Genomic DNA, 15223 nt, shown 5'->3' with positions numbered 1-15223 from the left:
GCAGAGGCGTACGGGGACGAAAAGCCCTGCGGGGCGGTCCCCGTGACGCTTCATTCTCCATGGGGAGTCGTTCGCAGCCGCGACGTGACATCGCGGGGTGATAGCTGGCTGCTCGCGCCTCCCGTGAGCCCGGCGATGAGATCACATCTTGGGCTCGGGCGGAAGGGCGTCGTCGGGGCGCGTCGTGTCTTCTTCGAGCAGCGCGCGCAGGCGGTCGCGCGGGCCGCCCGGAGCGCGGCGGACCAGGGCGTCGAAGCGACGTGTCTCGGCCCGGATGCGCTCGCCGTGGGCACGGAGCGCGGGGAGGGCCTCCTCGGGGAGGGTCGGGCGGGCGAGGACCGTGAGGTTTTCGAGGAGCTCGCGGTGGCTGCGCGGCGCCGTGAGCGTGGCGCTCACGCCGGGTTGCGTGAGCGAGTAACGGTAGCAATCGGGGGCGCTCGGGGGTTTTGTTTCCGGGGCGTCGCCCGGCGCGGGGCGCAGGAGGCGGCCGTAGGAGGTGGCCGTGAACGTGAGGACGCCCGTGCCGCGCGCGACGGCCTCGGGCAGGAAAAGGGCCTCGGCGCCGGGGTGCGCGGCGCTGTGGCGGGTCATCACGACGGGCCAGGGGTGCTTCTGGAGCGCGGAGACGGCCATGGCGCGGTCGTGCGTGGAGAAGCCGAATGCGCGCAGCTTGCCTTCGTCGCGGAGGCGCGCGAGGGCGTCGTAATCGTCGTCGGCGAGGCGATCCGGGGAGCGGACCCAGAACAGGAGGAAGACGTCGATCCAATCGATACGCAGGCGCGCGAGCGTACGCTCGACGTCGGCGCGGAGGGCGTCGGGGCCAGAATGGTAGGTGCCGGCGACGAGGACGAGGCCCTCCCGTCCGGCTCGGCGCGACCGCAAAAAACGCGTGAGCTCGTGATAACGTGGCTCCCAGAAGAAGGCATTGACCCCGGCGTCGCGGGCATCGGCGAAGCTCGACGCGACGAGGCCGTGGGCGCCGGAGACCACGAGCGGCGACACGAAAAGCCCCGTCGTTCCGAGGGGCCGCAGGGTGACGCCTTCGGGCCGCGCGGGCACCGGAGCGCGTTTTCGAGCCGGCTCCGCGGCGGCCGGGGGTGACGCCGGGCGATGCTGGACGAGGGATGGCTGCTTTGAAAATGCCTCGTCCGGGAGCACGAGCGTCAAGGCTTCGAGGTGCGCCTTCACGAGGGCCCCTTCCGCGCCGGGTGCGAGCGCAAGGGCGAGGCGCGCGAGGGCCCGATCGTCGCCGTCGCGAAGCAGCCAGGTATAAGCCGACGTGCGTACGGCCTCGTCGGGCTCGGGTTTCGACGGGTCGAGCAGCGCGAGGAGACGATCTTCCAGGCCGACGACGGCTTCGAGGGCGCTCGCGGCGGCCGCGCGGACCATGGGGGCGCGGTCCTGGGAGAGGCGGAGCAGGGTGCGGAAGGCTTCGGGGTGGAGCGATTCGTCCTCGGGCGCGAGCAGATCGGCGGCGCGGGCGCGGAGGAAGGGGTCCGCCGCGAGGGCAGAGGCGAGCGCGCAGGCGCGAACGTCGTCGGGCGCGACGGCCTCGCGAGCGCGGAGCACGAGGATCATCGCCTGGCGGCGGATCCACGGGTCGGGATCACTGACGGCGGCGGCGAGCGCGGCGTCCGCATCGAGCACGGCGGCGCGAATCCACGGGTCCTCGTCGGCGAGGGCGCGGGCGCGTTCGGCGGGCGGGAGGTCGTCCCCGGCGGCGCGGGCGGCGAGGGCGACGGCGCGGGTCGCCGGGTCCGCGCCTTCAGCGGCGCGGGCGAGCAGGGGGGCGTCGCCGAGCAGGGCGGCGGCTTCGGCGACGGCGCGGCGTTCCCGAACGGACACGGCGCGGGGGGCAGAGGCGACCAGCGCCTCGGCCCAAGCCGCCAGCATCCGCGGCGATCCGGGACGCCTTTCCCATCCTGCGAGCGCAGCCGCGCGGACCTCCTCGTCCGGATCGTCGAGCGCCGCCAGCACGACCGGAAGCGACCGCTGATCCCGCAGCAATCCCGTCACCGCGGCCGCGCGCAGCCCCGGCGCGCCGCTCTTCGCCAAGCCTCGCACCCGCTCCAGATCCTCCGCATTCCCTCGCACCGCGAGCACCTCCGCGGCCCAGGCGAGCGCCCCGGGGGACGGCGGATCCGCCGCGAGAACACGCCGCGCGAGCGGGAGATCCTCCCCGCTCCCGAGCCGATCGAGCACGGCGCGCACTTCCGCGGCGGCGTGGGGGACGCGGGGCTCGTCGATCCATCGCAACGCGAGGAGGAGCGCGTCGGGATCGTTCCGCTCGCGCAAACGACGACGAGCGAGGGCACGCAAAGGCGCGTGGGGGTCGCCGAGCCAGGCGACGAGCGCGGCGGCGGGCACGAGCGAGGGATCGGCCTTTTCGAGGCGCGCGGTGACGACGGCGGGATCCTCGTCGGCGAGGCCTTCGGCAAGAAACACCGGCGGCGAAGCGGACGCGACGGGCGTATCGGCAACGCCGGCCCACGCGGCGCCGAGGTAATGCGCGGCGGAGACGACGGTCCCGGTCGGATCCTTTGCGGCGGCCTGGGAGACGGCTTCCCGCACCTCGAAATCGTCCTCGCCGAGCACCACGAGCGCCTGCACGGCCGCGTGCCGGACGCGCCAAAAGGGGTCCGCGAGCGCCTCGACGAGCAGCGACAGCGCGTCCTTCCCTCCGGCCGCGGCCGCGGCGCGCACGGCCGATCGACGCACCCACCACACGGGCTCCTTTCGAATGGCGCGGCCCGCGTACGGCAAGACGTCGCGTGATTCGAGCCTGGCGAGCGCGCGATAGGCGCGGTCGCGCACCGAAGGCATCACGTCGTCGAGCGCCTCGACGAAGGCGAAGGCAAAACGCCGGCTGCGCATCTCGCCGAGCTTCTGGGCGGCGGCGGCGCGAACCTCGGCATCCTCGTCGCCGAGCATGGCCTGGCGGAGGGCGAAGCGCGCGGGGAGTGGGCGGGGGTCGAGGGTAAGGGCGGCGTCGCGCCGGACCTCGGCGTCCTCGTCGAGGAGGCGGACGAGCGCGGGCGGGGTTGCGGGGGAGGAGCGGTCCACGGGATCGCCTCCGAGCGGGACGGCAAAGTCGAGCGAATGTCAAGCGGCGCGGCATTCTGGCTTGCCGGGCTCGTTCGCTCCCGATTACCCTCGCGGCCGCTCGGAGGGAGTGCCCATGTCGAAGGTCAGCGAACAGGTGCAGAATCAAATCCGCGTGAGCGACAAGGTCGTCGCCTCGGCCCGCACGCATGGCACGGCCGTCGCGGAGATCCTCGCGGCGCGGGCGCAGGAGGTCCAGGGGCCGCTCACGAAAGCCACGAAGGCATCGTACCTCGCGCTCTTCGAAGCGCTCGCGGACGGCCTCGCGCGGGCTGCGTCGGAGCTCGGCCAAGCGGAGGAAGACCTCGCGGCCGAGCGGGCGGACGACATCCCGGTGCGGGCCTCGCGCGACGCGGCGGCGACGGCGCTCGCGGCCTTGCTCGGGCTTTTGCGCCGGACGATCGAGGACCACATGGGGGCGGCGGCGCTCGCGACGTACGGCCTGTCGACCGAATCGCCGCGCGTGCCGGCGAAGCTGCTCCAGTACACGAAGACGGTGGCGCGGCTGCTCGGCGAGCACCCTGCGGTCGTGGTCTCGCCGCTCGGCTCGACGTTCAATACGGCCGTCGCGCAGCAATCGGTGATCAAGCAATCGAGCCAGCTCGATGCGGCGGTGGGGGACGACACCCGCGAGGCGCGCGAGCTCGAGACGGCGCTCGCGGCCCGGGACCGCGCGGCGGCGGCGTGGTCGGATGCATATCAGGGGACGGCGTCGACGCTGGAGGGGCTGTACCGGCTGGCCGGGTATCGGGACCTGGCGGAGAAGGTGCGGCCGACGCAGCGGAAGCTCCGCGGCGAGGATGAGGGGGCGGAGATCGAAGGGACGGAGCCGCCGAAGGAGTGAGGGTCAGGCGTCCGAGGGGAGCCAGAGGTCGGCGAGAGGGAGCTCGATCGCGTCGAAGGGCTCGATGCTTACGCGCTCGTCGTCTCCCCACGTGCCGAGATCGTGCCAGCGGCCGTTCCGCAGCCGATGAGCCGTGAGCACGTGGGCCTCGGGGTCGACGATCCAGCACCACGTCACGCCGTGTTTCGCGTAAAACGGCTTCTTGATGCGCTGGTCGTAGTTGCGGGTGCTCGGGGAAAGAATCTCGCAGACCCAGTCGGGCGCGAGCGTGCTGGCCTCTTCCGGCAGATGGGGCATCCGCTCGCGGCGCCATCCGGCTACATCCGGGACGACCTCCGGCGAATCGGGCAACGCGATGCCGGGTCGAATGAGGATCCACCATCCCCCCGGACCACGCCAGCCACTATCGAAGGGGCTGCTGAGGTGCCCGCCGAGGATCGTCGCGGTTCGCATGTGCGAAGGCCACGGACGCGGATGGGTGTACACCTCCCCGTCCAGGATCTCGCGTTGCACGTTCGGCGGCATGCTGTCCACGTCAACCCTTCGCGGGCAACCAGAGATCGGACAGATCAAGCTCGATCGCATCGAACGGCTCGATCCGCGCGCGGTCGTCGTTCCGCCAGGTGCCGACATCCAGCCAGCGGCCGTTTTCCAGACGATGCGCCATGAGCACGCGGGCTGCGGGGTCGATGAACCACAACCATCGGACGCCGTGCTTCGCGTAAAACGGTTTCTTGATCTGCTGGTCGTAGTCCCGTGTGCTCGGTGAGAAGATCTCGCAGACCCAGTCGGGTACGATCTTGATGGGATCGTCACCCGGCGGATCAGGCATCCGCTCGCGACGCCAGCCGGCCAGATCCGGAGAGACTTCGGGCGAATCGGGCAGCTCGATGCCGGGCTCCGTGGCGATCCACCAGCCACCGGGACCGCCGATGCCACGGCGGAAAGGCGGACCGAGCTGTTCCTGCACGCTCGACGCCCCGTGAACATGCCGAAACCGCGGCCGCGGCTGCGTGTACAGCACCCCATCCAGGATCTCCCCCTTCACGTTCGGGGGAAGCGCCAGGAGGTCCTCATACGTCGCACGTTTCCGCGCAGCATCGGCGGCCATGCCAAGAGGTTGCCCGAGCCCGTGCCCCGCCGCAAGCCGCCAAGGACGCTGGGAAACGCCTTCGCGCCGGCCGCAAGCCCGACGTTTCCATGGGAAACGCCTTCGCGGACGGCGCAGGCCCGTTTTTTCGGCAGCAAACGCCTTCGCAGTCGCCGAAAACCCGTCCGTCAGACGACAGACGCCTTCGCGCCGGCCGCGAACCTCTCCGTCGGATGACGGACGCCTTCGCGGTCACCGCGAACACGTTTCCCACCAGGAAATCGGGCGTGCGGACTCCGCGAAGACGTTTCCCACGGCGGAAACCCGATCGCGGGATGGCCCCTGACCTTCCGGGCCCGTTCTGGTAGAGTCGCGCGCATGCCGGACGTCCTCGCCATCGTCAGCAAGGCCGTGTTCGAGAAGGAAGCGGGCGGGCGCAAGCCGGGCAAGGTGTGGCCCATCGATACCTACCACAGCCAGAGCAAGGGCCTCGCCCCGCTCGCCGGCGGCGGACGGCTGTTCATGGTGACCGTGCGGCCGCCGTCGGACACGCTCTGGCTCGTCGCCGTGCTGGAAAATCCGCAGCTCTCCGGCAAGGGATGGCGCAGCGGGCGAAACCGCGTGCCGATCAGCGATATCACCTCACTCGTGCCAAGGATCCGGTTCGCGAACGGAAAAGGGATCACCGCGGCGCCCGGCACGCTCGGGATGTCGCTCCAGACGCCACGCATGCTCGACGCGCCCTCGGCCGCGCTCTTGCTCGGCGCAGCCTGGAGCGCGGGTGTGGCGCCGGCCGTGAACGTGACGAAACACGATGCCGCCGGGCCGCTTCCGTGCCTGTGCAAGGTGTGCCTTCCGCAAAGCACCGAGCGGGCGGAGACGGGCGGAATGGCGTTCGTCCGGTCGAGCACGGAGGCGCTCGGGCGCGTGCTCCATTTCTGGATGCCCGAGGAGCTCAAGAAGGTCGAGGACGCCGTGGGCCGCTCGGTCCGGACGGCGCTCTCCGCCCGCCTCGCGGCGCGATGATTCGACTCGAAGTCCTCGGCGCCCATACCCAGCTCCTCTCGACCCTCTGCGCGAAATGCCCGCAGGGGCCGGCAGGCTGCTGCAAGGCGCCGCCCGAGATGGATTGGTCGGACGTGGGGCGCGTCATCGCCGGGGGCGGGCGTGATTTCGTGCTCGCGCGAATCGCCAAGAAGGAGCTGATTCCGACCAAGCGCGGGCTCGAGCTCCGGCGGGTGAAGCGGCGGGAGGCCCCGACCCATCCGATGGAGCGCAAATGCGTGTTTCACGGGCCGGGCGGATGCACGATCGACGCGGCCATGCGCCCCGCGACCTGCAATTACTTTCTCTGCGAGGATACGTTCATCGAGGGGGGCGAGCGGAAGGGCGAACGGAGCGCGGTGCTGGCCAGGCAGGCGCACGGGGCGCTGCGGGCGGTGTTCGAGCGGTGGGACGCGGAGTTTTCCGAGAGGATCGCGGCGAGATGGCCGGAGGGGCCGGCGTGGGACGCGGCGTTCCTCGATTGGCTCGGAGAGGTGTTCGTGGAGCTGGAAGAGGCGTCAGGGACGGCGCTTTCCGCGTTGCCCGTCCCTGCGTAGAGGCACGGCGCGCCCCGGGGCGGGGTCAGCGGTCGCGGCAGAGGATGAAGTAGTGATCGAGGGCCTTTTCGCCCTTGTAGGCCGCGCCGATCGAGACGTGCGTGGAGACCTTGCGCATGTAGTCGCGCGTGCCGTTGTAGACGAACGTCTGGAGGCCCTTGGAGTTCGGGATGACCTTGGGCCAGCCCGCCGCGACGGGGCCGTCGGGGACCTGGAAATAATCGATCACGACGCCGCCGCGCGCCTCCCACTCCGCGCGGCCCTTCGTCGGGACCGCGACGAAGAAGCCCGGGCCCACGGTGCCGAGGAACGGCGACTCGTTGTACCCGAAGAGCCGCTCCGAGCCGTCCTCGGGCCGGCAAAACCGCTTCTGGAAGAGCTTGAGGCTCTTCGGCAAGGGGAGCGTGTTGCGGCCGTCGTGGTGGACCGGCGAAAGCTTCGTGATGTCCGTCGGGACGAAGTGGTCGAGCGTGATGAGGGACGCCTTCTCGGCCCTCTGGTAGAGCTTGCGTTGCTCGTCACGCGAAAGGGTGCGGGTCTCTTCGAGCCTGTCTTCGGCGGAGAGCCCGTCGAGGTAGCTGGCGATGGCGTCGATGGTGGCGCTGGAATCTTGGATGAGCTCTCGAAAGCGCACGTGGCCTCCTCAGTTGCGGGAGGATATACCACCGCCCGAGCGATGATCGTCACGTCGAACCTGGGCAAATCGTACGGCGACCGGACCCTCTTCGAGGAGGTGTCGCTGAAGCTCAACCGGGCAAGCCGCTACGGGCTCGTCGGCGCGAACGGCTCCGGCAAGACGACGCTGCTCGAGATCCTGGCCGGCGACGAGGCCCCGACCGAAGGTAGCTTCAACATCCCCGCGGGCGCGCGCATGGGCGTGCTCCGGCAAGACCGGTTCCTCGAAGACGAGGCGAAGATCCTCGACCTCGCGATGATGGGCGACCGGATCGTGTGGGAGGCGCTCGAAGAGGAGAAGCGGATCGTGGAGGACGGGGCGGGCGACGCGCAAAGGCTCGCCGAGCTCGCCGACGTGATCCGGGCGTACGACGGCTACACGCTGAAGGCGCGGGCGACGTCGATCCTGGCGGGCCTCGGGATCCCGATGGAGGCGCACGAGCGGCCGCTCGCGACGCTGTCGGGCGGCTTCAAGCTGCGCGTGCTGCTCGCGCAGGTGCTCGTGGGCGGGCCGGACGTGCTCTTGCTCGACGAGCCGACGAACCACCTCGACATCCTGACGATCCGCTGGCTCGAAAAATTTCTGAACGCGCACGAGGGCTCGGTGCTCGTGATCTCCCACGACCAACGCTTCCTCGACAACGTGGCGACGCACATCCTCGACATCGATTACGGCACGGTGACGCTCTACCACGGCAATTACACGGCGTTCGTGAAGGAGAAACGCGCCGAGCGGGAGCGGCAGCAAGCGGAGGTCGAGCGGATCGAGGAGGTGATCGCGCACAAGCAGTCGTACGTGGACCGGTTCCGGTACAAGGCGACGAAGGCGAAGCAGGCGCAGAGCCGGCTGAAGCAGATCGAGAAGATCGAGGTGCCGGAGCTCGAAGAGAGCTCGCGGCGGACGCCGGTGTTCAAGCTGTCGATCGCGCGGCCAAGCGGGCGGGACGTGCTCGATGTCGCGGGGATCAACAAGGCGTACGGGGAAAAACGGGTGCTCACCGCGGTGTCGCTCGTGGTGCGGCGGGGCGAGCGGGTGGCGGTGATCGGGCCGAACGGGATCGGCAAATCGACGCTGCTCAAGATCCTCGCCGACCGGCTCGACAAGGACGCGGGTACGGTGCGCTGGGGGCACGAGGCGCGCGTGGGGTATTTCGCGCAGGATCACCGGGAGATCCTCGACGATGCGGAGGCGACGCCGCTCGGGATCATGAAAGCCGCATGCCCGACGGAGCCGGAAGCCGCGGTGCGGGGGCGGCTCGGGCGGATGCTGTTCTCGGGCGACGACGTGAACAAGAAGGTCGGGCTGCTCTCCGGGGGAGAGGCGGCGCGGCTTTTGTTTTGCCGGATCCTCGTGGAAGAGCCGAACGTGCTCTTGCTGGACGAGCCGACGAACCATCTCGACGTGGAGGCGATCGAGGCGCTCGCGGAGGCGCTCGTGGCCTACGAGGGGACGCTGATCCTGGTGTCGCACGATCGCTGGTTCGTCTCGAAGATCGCGACGCGTATCCTCGAGGTGCTGCCGACGGGCCGGAACGATTTCCCGGGTACGTACGAGGAATACCTCGCGCGCTGCGGCGACGATCACCTCGACGCGGAGGCCGTGGTCCAGAAGGACAAGGCCGCGAAGAGCGCCGCCAAGGGGCAGGAGCCCGCGGCGCAGGTGTCGGGCTCGGCGTGGGAGGACCAGAAGAAAAAGCGCAATCGCTTGAAGGAGCTGCCCGGTAAGCGCGACAAAGTGGTGGCGGCGATCGAGGCGGCCGAGTCGCAAAAACGAGAGCTGGAGTCGCGTTTTTGCGAGCCGGGGTTTTTCGAGCGGACGAGCAAGGAGGACGTGGCCGCGCTGGATCGGCTACGAAAAGAGCTCGACGGGAAGATCGACGCCCTCATGGGGGAGTGGGAAGCGATCGAGAAGGAGCTCGCCGAGGGCGGCTGACGTCCCAGGTGGTGGGTTGCCAAGAGCCGCCAGCGCGTGATAGCTGGCGGCCCGGTACAATGAGAAAAGCTGCGATTGTTCTGCTGTCCGGCCTGTTCGCGGCTGGATGTGGTCTCGTCAACGTCCAAACGAACATCCCGGGCCTCATGGGTGGTTCGTCCGACGGCACGCCCAGCACGGGGCCGTTCGGCATGTTGCCGTACGACGAGGACGAGGCGGGCAAGGCGGTGCTCGCGACGTTCAAATCATGGGATTACACGTCCTGCGAGAACCACATGTGCGTGCCCGATTTCAAGAAACAGGCGGGCGTGAAGGAGTACCAGGACAAGGCGACGTACATCTACCTGTACAACCCGCGCCGGACGCTGAAGAACCCGGACCCGACGTGGCTCACGGGCTGGGACAAGATGCCGGAGGACGAGAAGGCCAATACGTCGGACGAGACGTACCAGGCGCTGATCGTGGCGGCCATGCGCAGGACGTGGCTCGCGAAGTGCTACGCCGATTACCTCGCGATCGACAAGGAGGCGCGGGCGCTCGACGCGAAGTGGGCCACCGAGATCGCAGAGGCGTCGAAGGTCCCGGGCCCGTACGGGCGCATCGGCGCGCTGCTCGACCTGCAGAAGACGGCCCAGAAGTCGGCGTCGAGCCAGTCGGTCATCGACATCCTGATGACGCAGGTCGGGTTTCAAAGGGACCTGCGTATCGCGATCAAGAAGGCGTACGAATCGACAGGGCGCGATTACCTGTACGCGATCGTGAGCGGCGCGCCGCAGCAGAACGACGTCCGCGCCCGGCTCGACGCCGCGACGGAACGGGACATGTATTGCGCCTACGCGGCCTCGAACGGGACGCCGAAGACGCCGGCGCTCGACAGCGCCGGGCGCGGTAACTCGTACACCGAGCGCGGCGCGAAGTACGTGAAGCCGCTTTTCTCCGAGGAGACGCTGAAGAAGATCGATCGGCTCCAGGAGAAGGAGGAGAAGAAGTCCGTCGACGAGGTGCGGCCGGGCAATTTCTCGAAGGTGTACATCGAGGGCATCGAGAAGGGCGAAAAGGAAATCCCCGGCCACCCGAAGCTCGGGTACTATTCGGGGTTCGGCGAGGTCAAGAAGATCACGCAGAACAGCGGCAAGACCGAGCTCGAGATCCTGTACGCCTACACGAACGAGTATGCCTACGATTGCGTGGAGACGAACCGGATCCACAGCATCCAGAATGGTCGGATCGTCTACCGGGAAATCTGCAAGACCGGCAAGAGCATTCAAGAGACGACGGTGCGGCTCACGCTCGGGGAGATGCCCGAGGGCGTGACGGTCCAGGTCGGCGACAAGGTCGAGGGCTACGCCATCGTGAAGAAGCACGAGGCAAAGACGGTCACGGACACGAAGCCGTTGATCAAGAAGACCGAGCTCTGGGTGCTGGAGCTCGAGCACCTTTCGAAGCTGACCCGCAAGGAAAAGCTCGTCGGGCAGTGGTTCTGAGCTGAACGGACTGTCCAACACGAAAGGCCGGGACGCGGGAAGCGTACCGGCCTTTTTCGTTCTGGCCTCGAACCGTCAACCCGATCCGGCTGCGTCGAGGTTGTCAGGGCCAACCGCACACGGGCCGATGAGACGCTACTGAATCGACCCCCACGGTCGACTCGGCGGCTGGCTCGGAGGCGGCGTGCCGAGCCCCAATCCACGACGAACGCTGACGTCCTCGGGGTCGATCCCCTCCACGAAGAGGAGGATCTGGTCGACCTCGATATCGTCGACGTCGCCATTGGTCTTCTTCCCGGTGACCAGACAAACCTCCGAGGGCCCAGGCTCCAGATGTACGGCGAAGACGGGCGATGTCTGCGTCGAGAGCGGCGTGTTCCCGTACGGGTCGCGCTCGAGCGTGATCCCCAGGGGGAAAGGCTTGCCATTCACCGTGATCAGGTTGCTCAAGGTCTCGGAGTTCCGGAGGTTGACCACTTGCAGAAAGGCGTCGAGCGCCTCCGGCACGTTCACGAGCGAGCAGAGGCGCGCCGCCGTTGCCAGCCCGCTCGGGAAGTTCTGGCTACCGGCGCGGTTGTCGCCCAGGTGCGCCGTCCCCTCCAGGAGAGCGATCGGCTGGCCGGGAGGATAGTTGCTCCGCGTCCCCGAGCCTCCACACCCGGCAAGCAGGATCGCCCATGTACCCGCGAGGAGGAGGCCACGGCAGAATTGCATGATGGTCTCTCTTCCTCACCAAACCCGGGAAGCGTCGTCAAGCAGGAAGGCACACAGACGCGCTCCGCGGCCAGAAAAACGAAAGGCCGGCACGCGGGAAGCGTACCGGCCTTTTTCGTTCTGGATCCGGGTGGGCCATGAAGGACTTGAACCTTCAGCCAATGGATTAAGAGTCCACTGCTCTACCAATTGAGCTAATGGCCCGGTTTTGCTGCTTCTCTTTTCAACGGTCTCCCGAGCTCCCCTGGAAGAGTCGACTCGGAACCCGGTACGCCCGGCCCGATTCGAACGGGCGACTTTCGGATTCGAAGTCCGACGCTCTATCCAGCTGAGCTACGGGCGCATCCTGCACCGCCCTCGGGTGGCACGCGACGAGCCTTCTACCCGTCCCGATGGCTCATGTCAAGCACCTGGATGCATTCTTTTTTCGTGTAGGCTGGCTCATGATCCCGGCACGGCTGAGGTCGGTCGCGCAAAACCCCACGATCGGCCGTGCACATCCCCTCCCCCGCGCGCGCCGAGCGCGCTAACGTCCGCGGCATCATGCGCCTGCTCGCCCGGATCGCCGCGCCCCTCACCCTCGGCCTCGCGCTCGTCGCCACAGGCCCGCGCGCCTCCGAGGCCGCCCCCGGCGCCAAGACCGCGAAGACGGAGCCCACGAAGGACAAGGGCAAGAAGGACAAGGTCGAGCCAAAGAAGGGCGCTGAGAAGCGGCCGAAAGGCGCGCTCTCGGCAGGGGCGCCGAACAAGGGCCGGCTGTACGGGGGCGAGAAGCTCGCGTCGAGCAAGTCGGTCGAGGTGCGCGGCGGCGGGCACGCGTACGGGCTGCCCGACCTCGTGCGGGTGCTGCGGCGCGCGGCGGCCAAGGTGAGCGGGAAGCACAAGGGGTCCGTGCTGTACGTGGGGGACCTGTCCGCGAAAAACGGCGGGGCGCTCTTCGGGCACAACTCGCATCAGTCGGGGCGCGACGCGGACGTCGGCTTCTACATGGTGAGCGAGAAGGGCAAGCACGTGAACCCGCACAGGTTCGTGGCGTTCGGCAGCGATGGGCGGCCCCGCGGCGGCGAGGTCGTGCGCTTCGACGACGAGCGGAACTGGGCCTTCGTCGAGGCGCTGCTCACCGACACGAAGACCGACGTGCGGTACCTGTTCGTGTCGGCCGGGCTGCGCACGCGGCTGCTCAAGTACGCGGCGAAGAAGAACGTGTCGAAGGAGCTCTACACGAAAGCCGCGTCGGTGCTGATGAGCCCCGCGGACGCCGACGTGCACGACGATCACTTCCACGTGCGGATCGCCTGTCCCGAGAGGATGAAGTCGGCGTGCGTGGAGGAGTCGCACGTGCGCGGAGGCGGCGGGGGGAGCGCGGCGAGCGCGGCGAACGCGGCGGGCGCGAGGAGCAAGGACGCAAAGGGGGAGCCGGCTCCGAAGGAAGAGGCGGGCGAAGCGAAGGAAGAGAAGGAAGCCAAGGAAGCGGCGCCGCCCCCGCCCGTGGCCACGAAAGCCAAGAAGGACGAGGGCGGCGACAAGGACCGCTAGATCGTCAGGACCAGCGCAAGGAGCGCACGATCGCCTCGCGATCGGCCTCCTCGCTGTCGCGTTCGTCCCAGGGGCAGACATAACTCGCCTGCACGACGCGGTCGCCGTTCGAGAGGAACCAGATCTGCACGAAACAGCCACGCACGAGGTAGGTGGCCGTGGCGACGACGCCGTCGGGGCGCTCGAGGGTGCCCATCTCGAGGGGTTCGAGCCTGCGGCGTTTGCCCCAGGCGCGTGCGAGGGCTTCGAGCTCGGTGGGTTCGTTGCCGGGCTGCTCGTCGTCGTCGTCGAAGAGCATCTCGGCCACCATGAGCCGGCCCGTGCCTCCCTCGGCCGCGAGCGCGACCGGAGGCAGGGTGCTCGGATCGGAGTAGGTCACGTCTTCGAGACCGGACCAGGCGGGGGGAAGGTCGAGCGAATAACCATCCAGGTTGAGCCGCATCACGCGGAGAAAACTAGCAAATCGCGCCGTTCGATCGGGGGCGAAATAGGGGTCGATCGGACAGGATATGTCCTATCTCGGGTCAGACATTTCTGGTCCGATCGGACGGAGATTGTCCGAAGTCAGGCTTGACTTTCGCCGATGTCGATCAGGACGGGGGCGTGGTCGCTGGGCCGTTCGAGCTCACGGACGCTGCGGTCGACCCACACGTCCTTCGTGCGCGCGAGGAGCGGCGGCGTGACGAGGGCGAGGTCGATGCGCAGGCCATGGTTCTTGCGGTAGGCGCCCATGCGGTAATCCCACCAGGAGTAGATCTTGTCGTCGGGATGGCGCGCGCGCAGGGCGTCGACGAGCCCCCAGGAGAGCAGTCGCCCGAGGGCGGCGCGCTCGTCCGGGTGGCAGAGGACCTGCCCTTCCCAGCGCTTGGGCTCGTGGACGTCGAGGTTCGTCGGCGCGACATTGAAGTCGCCGCAGACGAGCAAGGGTTCCTCCGGCTTGTGGTGCGTGGCGAGGTCGAGCCCGAGCCGCTCGAACCAGGCGAGCTTGTAGGCGAAGGGCTTCGTGCCCACGGCCTGCCCGTTGGGTACGTAGACGTTCACGATGCGGACGCCCTCGATCGTGGCGGCGAGGAGCCTGCGCGGGGCGTCGTCCTCGTCGCCGTCGAGGTTCTTCTTCACGTCCTCGATGCCGAGGCCGTACCGCGCGGCGATGGCGACGCCGTTGTAGGTCTTCTGCCCGAAGTAGACGACGCGGTAGCCCGCGTCGCCGAGGGCCTCCTCGGGGAATTTCTCGTCCTCGACCTTGGTCTCCTGCATGCAGAGGACGTCCGGGCTCGCGCTCGTGAGGAAGGTGCGAAGGTGTTCGAGGCGGGCGCGGATCGAGTTCACGTTCCAGGAGGCGATTCGCATGGCCCTCCCGTAGCCCGGAAAAACCCTCGCGAGAAGTCCTCAGCCGCCGAGGGACGCCGCGAGGATGCGAAGGAGGCCCTCGGGGTCGTCGACGTGCACCCAGTGGTCGGCGTTCGGGAGGATGTGGACGCTGAGGGTCGGGTCCTTGGCGGCGAGCGCGGCGAGGCGCGCGCGGTCGTCGGGGCTCACCGTGTTCGAGCGGCCGCCGATGACGAAGCCCGTGCGGCGACGGCCGTCGGGCTGCTCGACGACCGGCCAGAGGTCCTGGGCGAAGTAGTCGTCGAGCAGGTCGCGGATCGCGGCGAGGTCGAGGCGGAAGCGGAAGGCGTCGCCCTCGCGGCGGACGTTCATCGCGAGCCAGTCGGCCTCGGCGCGGGAGACGCCGTGTGAGGTGACGAGCTCGAGGAAGCGCTCGCGGGACGGAAGCTCCGCGGGGAAGGATTCGAGCATGGCGAGGATCTTCGCCGCGCCGACGTTCTCCATGCCGAAAGGACGCGCGCTCGGGGTCGAGTCGAGCACCCAGAGCTGGTCGAGCTCGCCGCGCCTCCTGTCGGCGTACGCGAGCGCGACCTTGCCGCCGAAGGAGTGGCCCATCACGCCGCGCACCTCGAACGGGAGCGCAGAGCCGAGCCGCACGAGGTCGTCGGCCGCGGCCCCGAGCGTATGCGGGGGCGGGAGCGACGTGGAGAGGCCGTGCGCGCGGAGGTCGACGAGCACGAAGGCCCAGGTAGGGCAGGCCGACGCGAGGGCGCGGGTGAACGTCCGAAAGTTGCCGCCGGAGCCGAAAATGCCATGCAGTACGAGCATGCAGCACGAAGGCGACGCACCGGGCGCGGTGACGATGGCGTGATGGGGAAGCGTGGCGGGGTCGTGCATGGCGTCCTGGATCCGGCT

Annotated in this window: 14 protein-coding genes and 2 tRNA genes; 6 read left to right on the top strand and 10 right to left on the bottom strand. The window is 68.8% G+C overall.

Annotated features, from left to right (window positions below; translation table 11 throughout):
- Positions 1-141: 141 nt before the first annotated feature.
- Positions 142-3063 carry an aldo/keto reductase gene (locus KEG38_RS00930; protein ID WP_272417046.1) on the bottom strand — a complete coding sequence of 974 codons (2922 nt, stop codon included), beginning with the start codon at positions 3061-3063 and terminating at the stop codon, positions 142-144.
- A 115-nt stretch (positions 3064-3178) separates the two neighbouring features.
- Here KEG38_RS00930 and KEG38_RS00925 point away from each other — a divergent pair, with 115 nt between their 5' ends.
- Positions 3179-3946, top strand: a complete 768-nt coding sequence (locus tag KEG38_RS00925; protein WP_272417045.1) for a hypothetical protein — start codon at positions 3179-3181, stop codon at positions 3944-3946.
- A gap of 3 nt (positions 3947-3949) precedes the next feature.
- Here the strand turns inward: KEG38_RS00925 and KEG38_RS00920 are convergent, their stop codons facing one another.
- A complete protein-coding gene (locus KEG38_RS00920) occupies positions 3950-4471 on the bottom strand; it encodes a Uma2 family endonuclease (protein ID WP_272417717.1) in 522 nt (173 codons plus the stop codon).
- Between the two features lie 10 nt (positions 4472-4481).
- Positions 4482-5057 carry a Uma2 family endonuclease gene (locus KEG38_RS00915; RefSeq protein ID WP_272417044.1) on the bottom strand — a complete coding sequence of 192 codons (576 nt, stop codon included), beginning with the start codon at positions 5055-5057 and terminating at the stop codon, positions 4482-4484.
- A 357-nt stretch (positions 5058-5414) separates the two neighbouring features.
- On the opposite strand from KEG38_RS00915, the gene KEG38_RS00910 reads away from it, so the two are divergent.
- Both KEG38_RS00910 and KEG38_RS00905 read left to right on the top strand, forming a co-directional pair.
- A complete protein-coding gene (locus KEG38_RS00910; protein ID WP_272417043.1) occupies positions 5415-6062 on the top strand; it encodes a hypothetical protein in 648 nt (215 codons plus the stop codon).
- Positions 6059-6637 (top strand): hypothetical protein, encoded by a 579-nt coding sequence (locus KEG38_RS00905; RefSeq protein WP_272417042.1) that lies wholly within the window; start codon positions 6059-6061, stop codon positions 6635-6637. The genes KEG38_RS00910 and KEG38_RS00905 overlap by 4 nt, the downstream gene beginning before the upstream one ends.
- 25 nt (positions 6638-6662) lie before the next feature.
- Here the strand turns inward: KEG38_RS00905 and KEG38_RS00900 are convergent, their stop codons facing one another.
- Entirely contained in the window at positions 6663-7271 is a 609-nt protein-coding gene (locus KEG38_RS00900; protein WP_272417041.1) for a hypothetical protein, read from the bottom strand.
- A gap of 42 nt (positions 7272-7313) precedes the next feature.
- Between KEG38_RS00900 and abc-f the strand changes: the two genes are divergently transcribed.
- Both abc-f and KEG38_RS00890 read left to right on the top strand, forming a co-directional pair.
- Positions 7314-9245 (top strand): ribosomal protection-like ABC-F family protein, encoded by a 1932-nt coding sequence (gene abc-f, locus KEG38_RS00895; protein WP_272417040.1) that lies wholly within the window; start codon positions 7314-7316, stop codon positions 9243-9245.
- A gap of 146 nt (positions 9246-9391) precedes the next feature.
- Positions 9392-10729, top strand: coding sequence for a hypothetical protein (locus KEG38_RS00890; protein WP_272417039.1), 1338 nt, complete (start codon positions 9392-9394; stop codon positions 10727-10729).
- Between the two features lie 135 nt (positions 10730-10864).
- Here the strand turns inward: KEG38_RS00890 and KEG38_RS00885 are convergent, their stop codons facing one another.
- From KEG38_RS00885 to KEG38_RS00875, 3 genes are all read right to left on the bottom strand, one after another.
- Positions 10865-11443, bottom strand: coding sequence for a hypothetical protein (locus tag KEG38_RS00885; RefSeq protein WP_272417038.1), 579 nt, complete (start codon positions 11441-11443; stop codon positions 10865-10867).
- A 131-nt stretch (positions 11444-11574) separates the two neighbouring features.
- Positions 11575-11647: transfer RNA gene (locus tag KEG38_RS00880), tRNA-Lys, on the bottom strand.
- Positions 11648-11712: 65 nt separating this feature from the next.
- Positions 11713-11786, bottom strand: a tRNA-Arg gene (locus KEG38_RS00875).
- Between the two features lie 149 nt (positions 11787-11935).
- Here KEG38_RS00875 and KEG38_RS00870 point away from each other — a divergent pair.
- Positions 11936-12979 (top strand): penicillin-insensitive murein endopeptidase, encoded by a 1044-nt coding sequence (locus tag KEG38_RS00870; protein WP_272417037.1) that lies wholly within the window; start codon positions 11936-11938, stop codon positions 12977-12979.
- A gap of 4 nt (positions 12980-12983) precedes the next feature.
- Here the strand turns inward: KEG38_RS00870 and KEG38_RS00865 are convergent, their stop codons facing one another.
- From KEG38_RS00865 to KEG38_RS00855, 3 genes are all read right to left on the bottom strand, one after another.
- Positions 12984-13424, bottom strand: coding sequence for a hypothetical protein (locus KEG38_RS00865; protein WP_272417036.1), 441 nt, complete (start codon positions 13422-13424; stop codon positions 12984-12986).
- Between the two features lie 119 nt (positions 13425-13543).
- Entirely contained in the window at positions 13544-14329 is a 786-nt protein-coding gene (xth, locus tag KEG38_RS00860; RefSeq protein ID WP_272417035.1) for an exodeoxyribonuclease III, read from the bottom strand.
- 39 nt (positions 14330-14368) lie between these two features.
- Positions 14369-15205 (bottom strand): alpha/beta fold hydrolase, encoded by an 837-nt coding sequence (locus KEG38_RS00855; protein WP_272417034.1) that lies wholly within the window; start codon positions 15203-15205, stop codon positions 14369-14371.
- Positions 15206-15223: the final 18 nt, after the last annotated feature.

It is taken from the genome of Polyangium jinanense, assembly GCF_028435265.1.
GTDB lineage: Bacteria > Myxococcota_A > Polyangia > Polyangiales > Polyangiaceae > Polyangium > Polyangium jinanense.
Note: the sequence above shows the minus strand (reverse complement) of the source record. Positions and strands in the feature narration are given on the sequence as shown.

What these genes read in the sequence shown, in the direction of transcription:
- KEG38_RS00925 (WP_272417045.1), top strand. Translation starts at nt 3,179, where the DNA reads ATGTCGAAGGTCAGCGAACAGGTGCAGAATCAAATCCGCGTGAGCGAC.
- KEG38_RS00920 (WP_272417717.1), bottom strand. Translation starts at nt 4,471, where the DNA reads ATGCCGCCGAACGTGCAACGCGAGATCCTGGACGGGGAGGTGTACACC.
- KEG38_RS00915 (WP_272417044.1), bottom strand. Translation starts at nt 5,057, where the DNA reads ATGGCCGCCGATGCTGCGCGGAAACGTGCGACGTATGAGGACCTCCTG.
- KEG38_RS00910 (WP_272417043.1), top strand. Translation starts at nt 5,415, where the DNA reads ATGCCGGACGTCCTCGCCATCGTCAGCAAGGCCGTGTTCGAGAAGGAA.
- KEG38_RS00905 (WP_272417042.1), top strand. Translation starts at nt 6,059, where the DNA reads ATGATTCGACTCGAAGTCCTCGGCGCCCATACCCAGCTCCTCTCGACC.
- abc-f (WP_272417040.1), top strand. Translation starts at nt 7,314, where the DNA reads ATGATCGTCACGTCGAACCTGGGCAAATCGTACGGCGACCGGACCCTC.
- KEG38_RS00890 (WP_272417039.1), top strand. Translation starts at nt 9,392, where the DNA reads ATGGGTGGTTCGTCCGACGGCACGCCCAGCACGGGGCCGTTCGGCATG.
- KEG38_RS00885 (WP_272417038.1), bottom strand. Translation starts at nt 11,443, where the DNA reads ATGCAATTCTGCCGTGGCCTCCTCCTCGCGGGTACATGGGCGATCCTG.
- xth (WP_272417035.1), bottom strand. Translation starts at nt 14,329, where the DNA reads ATGCGAATCGCCTCCTGGAACGTGAACTCGATCCGCGCCCGCCTCGAA.
- KEG38_RS00855 (WP_272417034.1), bottom strand. Translation starts at nt 15,205, where the DNA reads ATGCACGACCCCGCCACGCTTCCCCATCACGCCATCGTCACCGCGCCC.